We start from the raw sequence: 14,098 nt of genomic DNA on the forward strand, positions 1-14,098 counted from the left end.
GCACGTACAGTACCTGCCCATGCGGATGAACATGGCGGCGCAGCCCGGCGAGGTCGACCTGCCGCCGCTGTCCGCGCGGTCGGTCGTGCTGAGCCTGCTGCTGGGCACGCATCCGCCGGAGCTTCCGGTGAAGGAGCTCGTCCGTGCGGTGGAGCCCTTCGGCGTCGGCGGCTCCACGCTGCGTGCCGCGCTCAGCCGGATGGTGGCCGCCGGTGACCTGCGGCGCACCGACGCCGTCTACCGGCTCAGCGACCGCCTGCTGGCCCGCCAGCGCCGTCAGGACGAGGCGGTGGAGGCCCGCACGCGCGGATGGCACGGCGACTGGGAGATGGTGGTGATCACGGCGACGGGCCGCGGCCCCGCCGAACGCGCCGACCTGCGCACCCGCTTGACCGCCCTGCGCCTGGCCGAACTGCGCGAGGGCGTCTGGCTGCGCCCCGCCAACCTCAGCCGCCCCCTGCCGGACGACCTGGAGCAGGTGGCCCAGTCCTACACCGCCCGCCCCGACCGACCCGCGCGTGAACTGGCCGCGCAATTGTGGCCGTTGGACGCCTGGGCGGCCACGGCCCGGTCCCTGCTGGCCCATGTGGCCGGGGCACACCGCCCCGCCGACCGCTTCACCGCCTTCGCCGCGGTCGTCCGCCACTTGCTCGCCGACCCCGTGCTGCCGCGCGAACTCCTTCCCGAGGACTGGCCGGGCGCCACGCTGCGTGCCGCGTACGCGGCGTACCAGGGTGAGATCACCCGGTCGATCGGCACTGGATCGACCGGAACCTGAGACCACGGCGGCCGTACGAAGCGCCGCGCGGGTGCGCTTCGCACGGCCGGTCCCACCGCCGAGCCCACCACCTCCGTGACGATCACCAACACCGGCACGACGACGATCAACGGCACACTCGCCCCGGGCACGAGCGTCACCACCGGCTACCGGGCGAGCCACACGGGCAACAGCGCGGCCCCGGCCGCCGTGATCTTCGGGACCGCGGTGGATGCGAAGTGATCAGCCGCGCCCCGCCTCCGGGAGGAATGTCATCTCGGCACCCGGAGGGCGGGTGACGTCGCGTTTCGCGGGAACCCGGTGCGCACGCGAACGGCGACGTCGTACGAGGTGAAGAGAGCTATGGACACGCAGCAAGCGTCGACGGCTGTGTTCGAGCCGCTGCGGACCGCGGCCTCGGCACCGCGCAGGGTGCCCGGTGCGGGAGCCCCGGAGCGGATCGGAGCCGTCTCGCGGGCCGTGGCCTCCTTGGCCGGCGCCGTGGACTTCTTGGTCTGTGTCGCGGCCGCCGTGCCGCGGGTGCCGGACGTGGTGCGCCCGCTCCCGTTGGATGTGCCCTGCTGGTCCTGCGGCTTCGGCTGGGTCAGCCAGGCCACGGCTGCTCCGGTCAGGGCGCCCGGCCACTCGACGACACCGGCGACGCCGAGCAGCCCGGCTCCGGTGTACACGGCGATCCGGCGCCCGTGCGGCACCGGCTCGACGGCCCGCCGCAGCAGCGCAATCGGCTGAGGGTGAGAGATGGTTCTGCAACTGCTCACGCGCCCGGCGAACGCCGCCGTCGGCCTCGTGTCGGCCGGCCCCCGGCTGCTCGCCTCAGGAGCCGCTCCCGCGGTGGGTGTCGCCGCCGGAGCGGTCGCAGGAACGGCGCGGGCCGGGGTACGAGGTGCGGACGCCGCCGTGCGCGTCGCACGGGTCGCCCGCAATGCCCTGCCGCTCGCCCCGCATCCCTGGCGGGCCGGAGCCCGGGCGCACCTCGCGCTGCGGCCCGCCGAGCCGGACCGGATACGGCGGGCGGGCGGTGCGGAGCATGCGGCGCGCCGGGTCGCCAAGGCCCTGGCCGAGCGGCCGGACGTGGCCCTCGCCTACTGGGACGGCGGACTGCGACGGCTCGTGGTGACCGCGACCGAGGAGGCCCTCACCGACCGGGTCGTGGAGAAGGCGGCCGAACTCGCGGCCCGGCACGGTCTGGCGCAGACCGACGAGCTGGTCGACGACGTCCCGCACCCGGCCGACCCCGCCGGCGTACGGGCCGCGGCGACCGCGCTCGCGGTCGACGGGGCGGGCATCGCGGCCGCACTGATCGGCTACGGCCTGCGGCTGCCGACTTCGCCGCGGGCGGTGACCGCGCTGGTCACCATGGTGCGGGAGAACCCCCGCTTCCGCGGCTGGCTGCGGGCCCGCATCGGCCGGTCCCGCATGGACCTGGCGCTGGCGGTCGCCAACGCGGCCGCCCACGGCGCGGGCCGGACCCCGACAGCTCTGGTCCTCGACGGCGCGTTGCGTGCCCTCCAGCTCGCCGAGACCGTGGCCCGCACGGCTGCGTTCGACGCCGTCCACGACCGGGTCTGCGTACCGGAGCGGGACAGCATCGCCGCGGGGGACCGCGGTCCGCGCCCGCCGCTGCGCACCTCCCCGGCCCAGGAGTACGCCGGGAAGGCGGAGACCGGCAGTGTGCTCGGCGCCGCTGCCATGCTGCTGGTCAAGCACGACGGCAGGGAGGCGGCGGAGGCGGTGCTGGCGGGCTCCCCCAAGGCCGCGCGCTACGGGCCCGCCGCCTTCCACGCCGTCCTGAGCGGCGCGCTGTCCCGCGCGGGCGTGCTGGTACGGGACACCGAACGGCTGCGGCAGCTGGAGATGGCCGACACGGTCGTCCTGCACCCGAGCGCGCTGCGGGCCCCGGGCGAGGGCGCCGACCCGTGGGCCGAGGCCGTACTGGACGTGGCACGACGCGCCCGGCTGCGGGTGGTGCTGGTGGACGACCCGGCCCTGGCCGACTTCACGAGCCTCGTCGACCAGGTGGTGAGCGCCGAGCGACCGCTCTCCGAGGTGGTGAACGCACTGCGGGACGAGGGCGCCGTCGTCGTCACGGTCGCCCGGCCGACGGCCTCCGACGACGACGTCCTGACCGGGCTGCTCGCCGGAGACGTGGCCCTCGCCGTCAGCGACGGCGACAGTGCCGTCCTGTGGGACGCGGACGTCCTGGCCCTGCACGGCCTCGTCGACGTGTGGCGGCTGCTGACCGCGGTCCCGGCCGCGCGTGCGGTGGGCCGCAGGTCGCAGACGCTCGCACGGTCCGGTGCCACGCTGTCCGGGCTCCTCGTGGCCATCGGCGAGTCCCGGCGCGGGCGCCCCACCCCCTGGCCGGGCCTGCGGCACACACCGGTCGACGTGAGCGCGGCCTGGGCCCTGCTGAGCGGGGCCCGGGCGGCCCTCGCTGTGGCGGCGGCCCGCGCGCCGCGCCCCCGGCCGCGCGTGGCCTGGCACGCACTGCGGCCGACCGAGGTGCGTGACCGGCTGGAGCACGAGACGGCACCGGAGCCGGACTTCGCCGAGCAGCTCACGGACCGGGCGCGTACGGCGATCCGCACCCTGGGCCGGCAGCCCGTGCTGGCGCCGGTCCGCGGGCCCGTGGAGCTCGCCCGGGCCGTGCGCCGCGAACTCGACGATCCGCTGACCCCGGTGCTGGCGGTCGGCTCGGCCGCCGAGGCGATCCTCGGCTCCGTCGTGGACGCCCTGCTGGTGGTCGGCGCGCTCGATCTGAACGCCCTCGTGGGCGGCGTCCAGCGGCTGCGGGCCGAGCGAGCCCTGTCCAAGCTGCTGGCCGAACAGAAACCGAAGGCACGGGTCACGCAGGAGGAGACGTCGGCCGAGCCGCACCTCGTGGACGCCGCCAGGCTCACGCCCGGTGATGTGATCGAACTCCGGGCCGACGATGTCGTACCCGCCGATGCGCGCCTCCTGTGGGCGGACGGTCTGGAGGTGGACGAGTCCGCGCTCACGGGAGAGTCACTCCCGGCCGACAAGGGCACCGACCCGACACCGCACGCCGCCGTGCCGGACCGGCACTGCATGGTGTTCGAGGGCACCACCCTGGTGGCCGGACAGGCCCGGGCCGTCGTGGTGGACACCGGCGACCGTACCGAGGCCGCCCGGGCCGTCCACCTCGCCGCCCGCACGCCGCCGGCCGGCGGGATGCAGGCCAGGCTGCGGGAACTCACCAACAAGGAACTGCCGTTGACGCTGGCGGGCGGGGCCGCGGTGACCGCACTCGCGCTGCTGCGCGGCACCCCCGTCCGGCGTGCGGTGAGCGGCGGCGTGGCGGTGGCCGTGGCCGCCGTCCCCGAAGGACTGCCGCTGGTCGCCACCGTCGCGCAGATGGCGGCCGCCCGCCGGCTCAGCGGCCGCGGCGTCCTCGTCCGCACCCCGCGCACCCTGGAGGCGCTGGGGCGGATGGACACCATCTGTTTCGACAAGACGGGCACCCTCACCGAGAACCGGCTACGCCTGGTGCGGGTGAGCGACGCGGGCGGCACCGCCCATGCGCCGGACGACGAGGCGGTCGACACGACGCTGCGGACCGCGGCCCGCGCGTGCCCCCGGCTGAACGGCGGCACGGAACGGCCCGTGCACGCCACCGACGAGGCCGTCCTGGACGCGGCGCCCCCCGACGAGCAGTGGACACAGACCGCGGGGCTGCCCTTCGAGGCCGGCCGCGGATATGCCGCCGCCGTCGGCCGGGCGGAGGACGGCGCCCCCCAATTCGTCGTCAAGGGTGCCCCGGAGACCGTGCTCCCCGCCTGCCCCGGCCTGTCCCCGGAAGCCTCGGACGCGGCGCAGGCCCTCGCCGGCGACGGACTGCGCGTCCTGGCCGTGGCCCGGCGCCGCCTCGACAGCGCGGACCAGGCGTCGGAGATCATCGAACAGCCCCTGGGCGAGCTGGAGTTCACCGGGCTGCTCGCGTTCGCCGACGTACCGCGTGACACCTCCACCGCCCTGGTCCAGGGCTTGCGGGCGGCAGGCGTACGCCCCATCGTGCTGACCGGCGACCACCCGCAGACCGCTCGGGCCATCGCCGCCGACCTGGGCTGGCCGGAGGACACCGGCGTGGTCACGGGCGACGAACTGGCGTCCGCGGACCGGGAGGCGCGCGCCCGGATGCTGCGCGACATGGGCGTCGTGGCCCGGGTCGCGCCCGAGCAGAAGCTCCAGGTGGTCGAGGCGCTGCGGGACGCGGGCCGGGTGGTCGGGATGGTCGGCGACGGCGCCAACGACGCCGCGGCCATCCGCGCCGCCGACATCGGTGTGGGCATCAGCGCCCGAGGCTCGGCGGCCGCCCGCAATGCGGCCGACCTCGTCCTGACCGTCGACGACCTCACGGTCCTCATCGAGGCGGTCGCCGAGGGACGGGCCCTGTGGCACAGCGTCGCCGACGCCACCACCATCCTGATCGGCGGCAACGCGGGCGAGGTGGGTTTCGGCATCCTGGGCACGCTGCTGGCGGGCGCGGCACCCCTGTCCACCCGTCAGATGCTGCTGGTGAACCTGCTCACGGACCTGTTCCCGGCGATGGCGGTGTCGGTGACCCCGCAGGCGTCGGGGGACCGGCACCCCGACTCGCCGGACGGCGGGAACGGCACCGAAGGGACCGAGCCACTGGGTACCTCACTTCTCGGCGCCCCCCTGATGCGCAAGATCCGCCACCGTGCCCTCACCACCACCCTGGGCGCGACCACGGCCTGGCTGTTCGGCCGCTTCACACCGGGCACCGCCCGGCGCTCCGCCACGATGGCGCTGTGTGCCCTCGTCGGCACCCAGCTCGCCCAGACACTGGCCGACCGCCGAGGCAGCCCGCTGGTGGCGGCCACCGCTCTCGGCTCGGCGGCCGCCCTGTTCGCCGTCGTGGAGACCCCGGGCGTCAGCCGGCTCTTCGGCTGCACCCCGCTCGGCCCGCTCGCCTGGACCGGCGTCGCCGCGGCGATCGCGGTCGCGGTGGCCGGCCAGCGAGCGGTGCCGCACGTGGAGCGGGCCGTGCTCCGCCATGTGCCGGCCGGGATGCGGTGAGGGCGGCTCAGACGGACCGGTGGTACTGGTCGGGCACGTGCACGTCCCCGCCGAGCTCCCGCGCGGCGTGTCGCGCCCACGACGGGCTGCGCAGCAGTTCCCGACCGAGCAGCACCGCGTCCGCCTCCCCGTTGGCGAGGATCTTCTCGGCCTGCTCTGCATCGGTGATGAGCCCCACCGCGGCGACCGGCATCGCCGTCTCGGCCTTCACCCGGGCGGCGAAGGGAACCTGGTAGCCGGGGCCGACGGGAATGCGGACGCCCGACGCGTTGCCGCCGGTGGACACGTCAAGGAGGTCGATGCCGTGGGCCTTGAGGTCGGCGGCGAGGCGGACGGTGTCGTCGGCCGTCCAGCCTCCCTCCTCCAGCCAGTCGGTGGCCGAGATGCGGAAGAACAGCGGCTTGTCGTCGGGCCACACCTCCCGTACGGCGTCCACGACGTCGAGGGCGAAGCGGGTGCGGTTCTCGTACGAGCCGCCGTAGGCGTCGGTGCGGTGGTTGGAGTGCGGGGAGAGGAACTCGTTGATCAGGTAGCCGTGGGCGCCGTGGATCTCGGCGACCTCGAAACCGGCGGCCAGGGCCCGACGGGCGGCGTCCGCGAACTGACCGACGACCTCCTTGATCTGTTCGGTCGTCAATTCGGTCGGCACGGCATGACGTTCGTCGAACGCGACCGCGCTGGGCGCGAGCGCCCGCCACCCGTGTGCGTCCGCACCGACCGGCGCGCCGCCCTTCCACGGTCGGTCGGTCGAGGCCTTGCGGCCGGCGTGGGCCAGCTGGATTGCCGGCACCGTGCCCTGTGAGACGAGGAAACGCGTGATGCGGCGGAAGGCCTCGACCTGGGTGTCGTTCCAGATGCCGAGGTCGTAGGGCGAGATGCGGCCCTCGGGCGAGACGCCGGTGGCCTCGACGATGATCAGCCCGGTGCCGCCGGCCGCGCGCGCCGCGTAGTGCGCGAAGTGCCAGTCGTTCGGCGCCCCGGTCTCCGGGCCCTCGGGGGCGGCCGAGTACTGGCACATCGGGGGCATCCAGACCCGGTTCGGGATGGTCACGTCGCGCAGGGTGAAGGGCTGGAAAAGGGCGCTCATGGGGAGCTGCTCCGTTCTCGCGGGACCGAAGGACGGCTCGTACGATAGGCATCGTAGTACGGGAGATGTCAAACTACGACACCTCTCGTACAATGGGCGGTGTGAGTACCCCTGCCCCCGCCCCCGCCGCCGGCCGTGATCTGCCGCACCCCGCGCGTGCCGAGATCCGGCTGGAGGCCGTGCTGCACGCGCTCTCCGACCCCATGCGGCTGCAGATCGTGCGGGAGCTCGCCGCGGAGCGCGACGAGCTCACGTGTTCGCACTTCGACCTGCCGGTCACCAAGTCCACGTCCACGCACCACTTCCGGGTGCTGCGCGAGGCGGGGGTGGTCCGGCAGTGCTACCGGGGCACGGCCAAGATGAACGGCCTGCGCCGGGAGGACCTAGACGATCTCTTCCCGGGGCTGCTCGACAGCCTGCTCGCCGCCGCCGCTCGGCAGGCCGTCCGCCTCGGCGGCTGAAGCCGCCTTCGAGGGAAGGTGGTTGAAGAGCAGGTTCAGCAGGATCGCCGTCAGGCAGCCCGCGCTGATCCCGCTGTTCATCACCGTCTGGAACCAGTCCGGGAACTTCGCGTAGGCCGTCGGGACGCCGACCGGCAGCATGCCCACGGCCACCGACACCGCCACGACCGTGAGGTTGTGGTTGTCCTTGAAGTCCACCCGGGCGAGGGTCCTGAGTCCGCTCGCGGCCACCGTCCCGAACATCACCAGACCCGCCCCGCCCAGCACCGGTGCGGGTATCGCGGCGACCACCGCGCCCAGCTTGGGCAGCAGGCCGAGCAGGACGAGGATGCCGCCCGCGGTGGCCACCACCCAGCGGCTGCGCACCCGGGTCATTCCGACGAGGCCCACGTTCTGCGCGTACGCCGTGTACGGGAAGGTGTTGAAGACGCCGCCCAGCACGGTCGACAGACCGTCGGCGCGCAGACCGTCCGCCAGTGAACGCGGCTCGACCCCGCGTCCGGTCATCTCCCCGACCGCGATCAGGTCGCCGGTCGTCTCGGTCATCGTCACCAGCGCCACGACCAGCATCGAAATGATGGCCGACGCGTGGAAGGTGGGCGCCCCGAAGTGGAACGGCGTGCTGATGCCCAGCCAGTGGGCGTCGCCGACGCCGCTGAAGTCCGTGAACCCGAAGGGGACCGCCACCGCCAGGCCCACCGCGATGCCGATCAGCACCGCGATCCGGCTGAGAAAGGCCGGCGCGAACCTCTGCACACCCAGCACCACCAGCAGTACGAAGAGGGCGAGACCCAGGTTCTTCGGCTCCCCGAAGTCCTTCGCACCGACCCCGCCCGCGGCCCAGTTGCCCGCGACCGGCAGCAGCGACACCCCGATGATCAGGATGACGGTGCCGGTGACCAGCGGCGGGAAGAAGCGCAGCAGCCTGCCGAAGACCGGAGCGAGCAGCACGATCGCAAGCCCGGCGACGATCACCGACCCGTAGATCGCGGGCAGCCCGCCGCCCGTCGTCCCGATCAGCACCATCGGCGACACCGCGGCGAACGTGCAGCCCTGCATGATCGGCAGCCGCACCCCGAACCGCCAGAAGCCCACGCACTGGATGAGCGTGGCGATCCCGCACACCAGCAGATCCGCCGTGATCAGGTACGCCAGGTCCGCGGGCGACAGCTTCATCGCACCGCCCACGATCAGCGGCACCGCCACCGCGCCCGCGTACATCGCGAGCACGTGCTGCAGACCGAAGGCGGCCAACTGCCGTACGGGTGGGACCTCGTCGACGGGATGGACGGGGGTGGGCGTGGCCATGGGCACTCCAGAGCGGCGGCGGGGGAGGGGGACATCCGAACAGCACGAGACCGTAAGGGGCTTGAACAGTTTGTTGATTTCCGGGTTGTTGCCGATCTGTGTCCTGCCCACTGGGCGCCGTTCGACTCTGCTACGACGCCTGCTGCGAGCCCGCCTCCCGCGCCGCCGCCAGCAGCGACTCCCAGTCCGCCAGCTTGACGACACCGCGCCCGAGCGAGGCTCCGAGGCTCGCCTCGGCCCGCTCGATGGCCTGCCAGCCCGCCCATGAGACCGGTTCGATCCCCTCGGCGCGCAGCGCCGCGAGCGGATCCTCCGGGAGCTCCTTGCGTACGAGCACGGGGGCGTCCTCGAGCAGCGACAGCACCGTCTCCTTGGCGCACGGACGGTTGGTGCCGATGACGCCCGTCGGGCCGCGCTTGATCCAGCCGGCCACGTACTCGCCCGGCGCGACCACGCCCGCGCGCAGGACGCGGCCGGCCAGATGCGGCACGGTGCCGCCCGCCGTGTCGAAGGGCAGCCCCTCCAGCGGCACCCCGCGATAGCCCACCGAACGCAGCACCAACTGAGCCACGATGTCCTCGTAGCATCCCGTGCCCCTCACTCCGCCCTGCCCGTCGGGCTCCGTCCGCTCGAAGCGCACCGCGCCCACCCGGTCGCCGTCGGCGAGCAGTTCGACCGTGCGCAGGAAGAAGCGCAGCCGGATGCGGCGCGGAGCGTCCTGGGGCGGCGCCTGGGCCCAGCCGCGCAGCACGTCCACGTTGCGGCGCTGGACCGCGGGCAGCGCGGCGGGGTCCACGTAACCCGGATCGAGCTCCAACTCCGTCGCATCCACGGCGAGGCCGGTGTCCGGGAGGCCGCCCAGCTCGCGCAGTTCCTTGGTCGTGAACCGGGCCTGGGAGGGGCCGCGGCGGCCCACCATGTGGATGTCGCGCACCCGGCTCGCGGCCAGCGCGCCGAGCGCCGCCTGCGGCATGTCGGTCGGGCTCAGCTCCGCCGGGCCCCGGGCCAGCATCCGCGTGACGTCCACCGCGACGTTCCCCGCGCCGATGACCACGGCGGAGCGGGCGTCGCGTACGAAGCCGTCGTCGGTGGAGTCCGGATGGGCGCTGTACCAGGACACGAACTGCGTCGCCGACCAGCTGCCCGGCAGGTCCTCGCCCGGGATCCCCAGGTGCCGGTCGGTGGCGGCACCCACGCAGTACACGACCGCGTGGTACAGCTCGCGCAGCCGGGCGGCCGGCAGCCCGCCGGGGCCGATCCGGACGCCGCCGAGGAACCGCACCCGCTCGTGCTCCAGCACGGTACGCAGGTTGTTCTGCAACGACTTGATCTTCTCGTGGTCCGGCGCGACGCCGTAGCGCACCAGGCCGTAGGGGCACGGCAGCCGGTCCAGTACGTCGACGAGCACCCCGGAGTCCAGCTGGACGAGGTTCTGGGCGGTGTAGACCCCGCTCGGCCCGGAACCGACGACGGCGACACGCAGCACGGCGGAACTCCTTACGACAGGAGATCGCTGACGGCTCCAGCATCGCACCGCCGGTGCTCCGCTGACAGGGTGCAGGCGCGGTATCGACGTGCGTGTCCGACCTTGCTGAGTGTGATCAAGTGGTTACGTTCCGCGTGTGCTAGACGCATCCTTTCTTAATCTTTCTGATCGTTGTCCGACGGACGGCACGGTGTCCGTATGGCCCGCGTGGGAAGTGCGGGAGGACGAGCGCGCCACCTCGTGGTTCACCGTCCGGCTTGCGTTCACCGACGGTGCCCGGATCGACGCGCTCGCCGTGGTCTGCGAGGGCTGTGCCTCGCTGGAGGAGGTCCGCTCCCAGCCGGCCCTGTCCCTGCACGACCTCGCGGAACTCGCCGAGTGGATCGAGGAGCCGCTCTTCGAGGCGTGCGGCCCCGGGCCGGATCCGGCCGCGGGCGGCGGATCCGCCGTGCCCCGGCGGGCCCGGCCCGCGTGGCCCGCGGGCGTCGAGGGCCGCTGGCTCGTCGCCCAGGAGTACCGCGCGGCGCAGGAAGGGGGTTTCGACCCCGTTCTCGCGGTGATGTGCGCGACCGGCCACAGCCGCCGCAAGTCACTCAGACTGATCTCGCAGGCGCGTGACTCGGGGTTTCTGTCGCCCCGTCACGCGCGGCGCTGACCGGTCTCGGGCCCGGGCTCCTCGCCGGTCGCGAAGAACCGTGAGAGATCCGTCTCGCACGTCGCGCCGGAGGCCGCCTCGGCGTCCGGCGGCACGCCCATCTCCCAGTCGAGCCGGTAGCGCTCGAACAGCTCGGCCCGCAGGGTCGTGATCGGCATCGGCACGTTCGGCAGCACCATCGCGTAGACGGCACCCATCAGCACGGAACGCAGCAACGGGTAGTCCACGTCGACGTCCCGCGCCCCGTTGCGGGCGACGACGTCCCGCAGTACCTCGGCGAGGCGCTGCTGCTCCGGGCACTGCACGAAGCCCTCCGCCTGCAGCAGTCCCGCCATGTGCTGGCGCATCAGCACGGGCCGGTCCCGGGCCAGCCCCAGAATCGCGTCGATGGCCCGCGCCATCCGCTCCCGGCCGTCCTCGGTGCGCGGCTCGCGCTCCACCGCCTCCTCCAGCGTGCGATGCATCAGCCGGTGTACCGCGGACTGCACGAGCTGGCGTTTTCCCGGGAAGTAGTACGACACGAGGCCGCGTGCCGAGCCCGCTCTGTCGGCGATGTCGCCGAGGGTCGTCGCCTCGTAGCCCCGCTCGCCGACGAGTTCGACGGCGGCCTGCAGGAGCCGCTCCCGGGAACGTCTCCGCAACTCTTCATTGACCGAGGCGCTGCGCGGGGACATGCTGTAACTCCTGCGTTGACTGGCTGCCAGCCAACTATACTCAGAACGTCCTGATCGGAGCTCCGTAGGGGCTGGTCAGGGCTGCCGTCTGCTTCGGGCGACGCGGGGGATCGTCCGAGGCGGGCGGCCTCATCGCCCTGAAGGTGTCCTCAGGCTACTTTCCGGGCCGCTCGGCGTGTGTCTGGAGGGCCGGAACATGGAACAGGACCAGCAGATCCTGGCCAGGATCACGGAGATGGTCGAGGACGAGCGCAAGCTCCGTGAGTCCCTCGCTTCCGGCGAGATCGACGGCGCGACGGAACACCGGCGACTCGGCGTGCTGGAGCGCGAACTCGACCAGTGCTGGGACCTGTTGCGGCAGCGGCGCGCGAAGGCCGAGTTCGGGGAGAACCCGGACGACGCGCAGGTACGGCCCTCCTCGCAGGTCGAGGGCTATCGGGGCTGACCGGGCGGCCCGGCGGTCAGCCCGCCAGCTCCAGCACCGGACGCAGCCCGTCCGGCCGCTCGGCCGCCGGCAGATGGTCCACCAGGTGCACCCGGCACCCCAGGGCCGCCGCACCGCCGTCCGCGCGCCGGTCGTCGCCGACCATCAGGGTCTCGCTCGGATCGGCCCCGAGCGCCTCGCAGGCCACCGCGAACAGCCGCGGGTCGGGCTTCTGGATGCCGTGCTCGTACGACAGGACATACGCGTCCACATACCGGTCGAGACCGTGCTCGCGGAAGACCGGGCGCAGATCCCAGCCGATGTTGCTGACCACCCCGATGCCGATCCCACGCTCGCGCAGCGCGGACAGTACCTCGGCGGCGTCGGGGTACGGCGTCCACGCGGCCGGCGTCCTGTGCCGGTCGTACAGCGCGTCGTGCAATGCCGGGTCGGGAAGCGCTACTTGGCGGGACAGCCCCGTGTAGGCCGCCCGGTGCAGTTCGGCGCTCTGGTCCCGGATCCGCCACACCTCGGTGAGTTCCTCGGGCAGTCGCTCCGGATTCGCCCCGCCGGGCAGGGCTCCCGCCACCTCCAGCGCCTTCGCCGCCTGCGCCAACTCCGGCTCCGGCAGCGTGATGTCGGCCTCGTCCAGCACGGCACGCAGCCAGGACGCGGTGGACTCGATGCGGAAGAGGGTGCCGGAGAAGTCGAACAGGACGGCCGTCATGAGCGGATCCTACGTTGGTGGACCACCACGGCCAGCGCCACCAGCATCGCCCCCAGCAGCCAGCCGCCCAGCACGTCGGAGGGCCAGTGCACGCCCAGCCAGACGCGTGTGAGGCCCACCCCGAGCACGGAGACCACCCCCACGGCCAGCGCCGTGCGCCATACGGCGCGGCCGGGGCCGTGGCGGTGCAGGAGCCACAGCAGGAGGCCGCAGACGATCGTGGCGGTCATCGCGTGACCCGAGGGGAAGGCCGCGTAACTCGCCGAGTCGACGGGGTCGGGCCAGACGGGGCGCGGGCGGTCGACCGCGGCCTTGAGCGCCTGTTGCAGCAGGCTGCCCAGGGCGCAGGTGGCCGCCAGCCACAGTGCCGTCCACCAGGCCGAGCGCCGCCATGCCAGCCACACCGCGACGGTCGCGCACACCAGACGCATCGTCCAGGGGTCCCAGACCCAGTCCGTCAGGACGCGGAAGGTGTGGGTGAGGCCGGATTCGTCGACGGCCCAGCGGTGGGTGGTGCGGGCGATGTCGCCGTCGACGCCGATCAACGGGTGCCACTTGACGGCGACCAGGGTGAGCAGCAGCGCGGAGCACACAGCGAGGGCGGCCGCGGCGCGGGTGGGCGTGCGGTGGTCCGGCGGGCGGGGCGGTGAGTCGACGGGCGGGGAATGCATGCAGCGATCCTCGCCGACCGGTGGGGCGCGAGGCCAATGCCCGGGTCGGCGCAGTCCGCCTCACAGCGTGATCAGCATCGCCACCATCGCGATCCCCATCGACAGCCGGCACGCCCGCGCCAGCTCCGGACGATCGCCCCAGCCCACGCGTCCGCCGCCGGCCGTGGCCACGACCGGCATCAGCCGGACACCGGACAGCAGCACGAATCCCGTGAAGTAGAGCAGCAGCACCCCGGTCACCAGCGGGACTCCGCCCGAACCCGCGTGCCCGGCATGGTGTCCCGGAGTGGCCGCCATCACGAGCGCCATGTAGACCATGGCCGAGGTGCCCACCAGGTGGTGCAGATGATGCTTGTTCGTCCGCGCCGCCCACAGGGCGCGCAGCGCCGCGGCGCCGAAGAGGGCCGCGCAGCCGGGCCAGGCCCATGCCGGCGGGCTGAAGGCCGCCGCCGGTACGGCCATCGCGGCCATGCCGAAACCCATCAGAGCCTCGCCGCCCGCGGACCGGCGCTGCTCCTCGACCGCGCTGCGCATCCGCAGCAGGCAGTAGGCCCCGGTCGCCGCGCACAGCGCGACCAGCAGCCAGCCGGGCGAAGCCGGTCCGTGCACGCGCACCTCCCCGCTCGACGGTGTCGACAGTCGGTGGTTGCCCGCAGCACGCGGCGCGCACGCAAGCGCAAGGATGTACACGGGGAGCATTCGCCGGAGCACAGCAGGTGACTGCGCCCTTCTGAATCTTTTACTGGTAAAACACCTGCTAAGCTCA

14 protein-coding genes are annotated in these 14,098 nt (G+C 73.5%); 6 read left to right on the plus strand and 8 right to left on the minus strand.

What is annotated here, in order from left to right; all coding sequences use genetic code 11:
- Window positions 1-19: 19 nt before the first annotated feature.
- Both ACWC1K_RS14020 and ACWC1K_RS14025 read left to right on the plus strand, forming a co-directional pair.
- On the plus strand, window positions 20-778 hold the full coding sequence (locus ACWC1K_RS14020) for a PaaX family transcriptional regulator C-terminal domain-containing protein (protein ID WP_450831196.1): 759 nt from the start codon (window positions 20-22) through the stop codon (window positions 776-778).
- Between the two features lie 75 nt (window positions 779-853).
- The gene (locus ACWC1K_RS14025; protein WP_450831197.1) at window positions 854-1,000 is read left to right on the plus strand and encodes a hypothetical protein; all 147 of its coding nucleotides are present in this window, start codon (window positions 854-856) and stop codon (window positions 998-1,000) included.
- Window positions 1,001-1,029: 29 nt separating this feature from the next.
- Here ACWC1K_RS14025 and ACWC1K_RS14030 read toward each other — a convergent pair whose 3' ends face one another.
- On the minus strand, window positions 1,030-1,536 hold the full coding sequence (locus tag ACWC1K_RS14030) for a hypothetical protein (protein ID WP_450831199.1): 507 nt from the start codon (window positions 1,534-1,536) through the stop codon (window positions 1,030-1,032).
- Between ACWC1K_RS14030 and ACWC1K_RS14035 the strand changes: the two genes are divergently transcribed.
- Complete coding sequence (locus ACWC1K_RS14035; RefSeq protein WP_450831200.1) at window positions 1,517-5,839, plus strand: HAD-IC family P-type ATPase; 4,323 nt, start codon at window positions 1,517-1,519, stop codon at window positions 5,837-5,839. The genes ACWC1K_RS14030 and ACWC1K_RS14035 overlap by 20 nt on opposite strands.
- Before the next feature lie 7 nt (window positions 5,840-5,846).
- Here the strand turns inward: ACWC1K_RS14035 and ACWC1K_RS14040 are convergent, their stop codons facing one another.
- Window positions 5,847-6,926, minus strand: a complete 1,080-nt coding sequence (locus ACWC1K_RS14040; RefSeq protein WP_450831202.1) for an NADH:flavin oxidoreductase/NADH oxidase — start codon at window positions 6,924-6,926, stop codon at window positions 5,847-5,849.
- Between the two features lie 101 nt (window positions 6,927-7,027).
- Here ACWC1K_RS14040 and ACWC1K_RS14045 point away from each other — a divergent pair, with 101 nt between their 5' ends.
- Window positions 7,028-7,387: an ArsR/SmtB family transcription factor gene (locus tag ACWC1K_RS14045; RefSeq protein ID WP_351463056.1), complete on the plus strand. Its 360-nt coding sequence runs from the start codon at window positions 7,028-7,030 to the stop codon at window positions 7,385-7,387.
- On the opposite strand, the gene ACWC1K_RS14050 is transcribed toward ACWC1K_RS14045, so the two are convergent.
- Both ACWC1K_RS14050 and ACWC1K_RS14055 read right to left on the minus strand, forming a co-directional pair.
- The gene (locus tag ACWC1K_RS14050; protein ID WP_450831203.1) at window positions 7,310-8,695 is read right to left on the minus strand and encodes a nucleobase:cation symporter-2 family protein; all 1,386 of its coding nucleotides are present in this window, start codon (window positions 8,693-8,695) and stop codon (window positions 7,310-7,312) included. The two genes, ACWC1K_RS14045 and ACWC1K_RS14050, sit on opposite strands and share 78 nt — an antisense overlap.
- A gap of 130 nt (window positions 8,696-8,825) precedes the next feature.
- Window positions 8,826-10,181: an FAD-dependent oxidoreductase gene (locus ACWC1K_RS14055; RefSeq protein WP_450831205.1), complete on the minus strand. Its 1,356-nt coding sequence runs from the start codon at window positions 10,179-10,181 to the stop codon at window positions 8,826-8,828.
- Window positions 10,182-10,371: 190 nt separating this feature from the next.
- Between ACWC1K_RS14055 and ACWC1K_RS14060 the strand changes: the two genes are divergently transcribed.
- Window positions 10,372-10,836, plus strand: coding sequence for a DUF6214 family protein (locus tag ACWC1K_RS14060; protein ID WP_450831206.1), 465 nt, complete (start codon window positions 10,372-10,374; stop codon window positions 10,834-10,836).
- Here ACWC1K_RS14060 and ACWC1K_RS14065 read toward each other — a convergent pair.
- Window positions 10,821-11,510, minus strand: a complete 690-nt coding sequence (locus ACWC1K_RS14065; RefSeq protein ID WP_450831208.1) for a TetR/AcrR family transcriptional regulator — start codon at window positions 11,508-11,510, stop codon at window positions 10,821-10,823. The two genes, ACWC1K_RS14060 and ACWC1K_RS14065, sit on opposite strands and share 16 nt — an antisense overlap.
- Window positions 11,511-11,706: 196 nt before the next feature.
- On the opposite strand from ACWC1K_RS14065, the gene ACWC1K_RS14070 reads away from it, so the two are divergent.
- Window positions 11,707-11,955, plus strand: a complete 249-nt coding sequence (locus ACWC1K_RS14070; protein WP_450831209.1) for a DUF2630 family protein — start codon at window positions 11,707-11,709, stop codon at window positions 11,953-11,955.
- Between the two features lie 16 nt (window positions 11,956-11,971).
- Here the strand turns inward: ACWC1K_RS14070 and ACWC1K_RS14075 are convergent, their stop codons facing one another.
- Genes ACWC1K_RS14075 through ACWC1K_RS14085 form a run of 3 tightly spaced genes read right to left on the minus strand, consistent with a single transcriptional unit; the run spans window position 11,972 to window position 13,941 of the window.
- The gene (locus tag ACWC1K_RS14075; protein ID WP_450831211.1) at window positions 11,972-12,661 is read right to left on the minus strand and encodes an HAD family hydrolase; all 690 of its coding nucleotides are present in this window, start codon (window positions 12,659-12,661) and stop codon (window positions 11,972-11,974) included.
- Window positions 12,658-13,332, minus strand: a complete 675-nt coding sequence (locus ACWC1K_RS14080) for a phosphatase PAP2 family protein (protein ID WP_450831213.1) — start codon at window positions 13,330-13,332, stop codon at window positions 12,658-12,660. Before ACWC1K_RS14080 ends, ACWC1K_RS14075 begins: the two co-directional genes overlap by 4 nt.
- A gap of 60 nt (window positions 13,333-13,392) precedes the next feature.
- Window positions 13,393-13,941 (minus strand): DUF5134 domain-containing protein, encoded by a 549-nt coding sequence (locus ACWC1K_RS14085; protein ID WP_450831215.1) that lies wholly within the window; start codon window positions 13,939-13,941, stop codon window positions 13,393-13,395.
- Window positions 13,942-14,098: the final 157 nt, after the last annotated feature.

Source organism: Streptomyces sp. NPDC001492 (genome assembly GCF_053597275.1).

Bases quoted from the DNA above. Each gene is read 5' to 3' on its own strand.
- ACWC1K_RS14070 (WP_450831209.1), top strand. From the start codon at position 11,707: ATGGAACAGGACCAGCAGATCCTGGCCAGGATCACGGAGATGGTCGAG.
- ACWC1K_RS14080 (WP_450831213.1), bottom strand. From the start codon at position 13,332: ATGCATTCCCCGCCCGTCGACTCACCGCCCCGCCCGCCGGACCACCGC.
- ACWC1K_RS14040 (WP_450831202.1), bottom strand. From the start codon at position 6,926: ATGAGCGCCCTTTTCCAGCCCTTCACCCTGCGCGACGTGACCATCCCG.
- ACWC1K_RS14075 (WP_450831211.1), bottom strand. From the start codon at position 12,661: ATGACGGCCGTCCTGTTCGACTTCTCCGGCACCCTCTTCCGCATCGAG.
- ACWC1K_RS14065 (WP_450831208.1), bottom strand. From the start codon at position 11,510: ATGTCCCCGCGCAGCGCCTCGGTCAATGAAGAGTTGCGGAGACGTTCC.
- ACWC1K_RS14050 (WP_450831203.1), bottom strand. From the start codon at position 8,695: ATGGCCACGCCCACCCCCGTCCATCCCGTCGACGAGGTCCCACCCGTA.
- ACWC1K_RS14035 (WP_450831200.1), top strand. From the start codon at position 1,517: ATGGTTCTGCAACTGCTCACGCGCCCGGCGAACGCCGCCGTCGGCCTC.
- ACWC1K_RS14020 (WP_450831196.1), top strand. From the start codon at position 20: ATGCGGATGAACATGGCGGCGCAGCCCGGCGAGGTCGACCTGCCGCCG.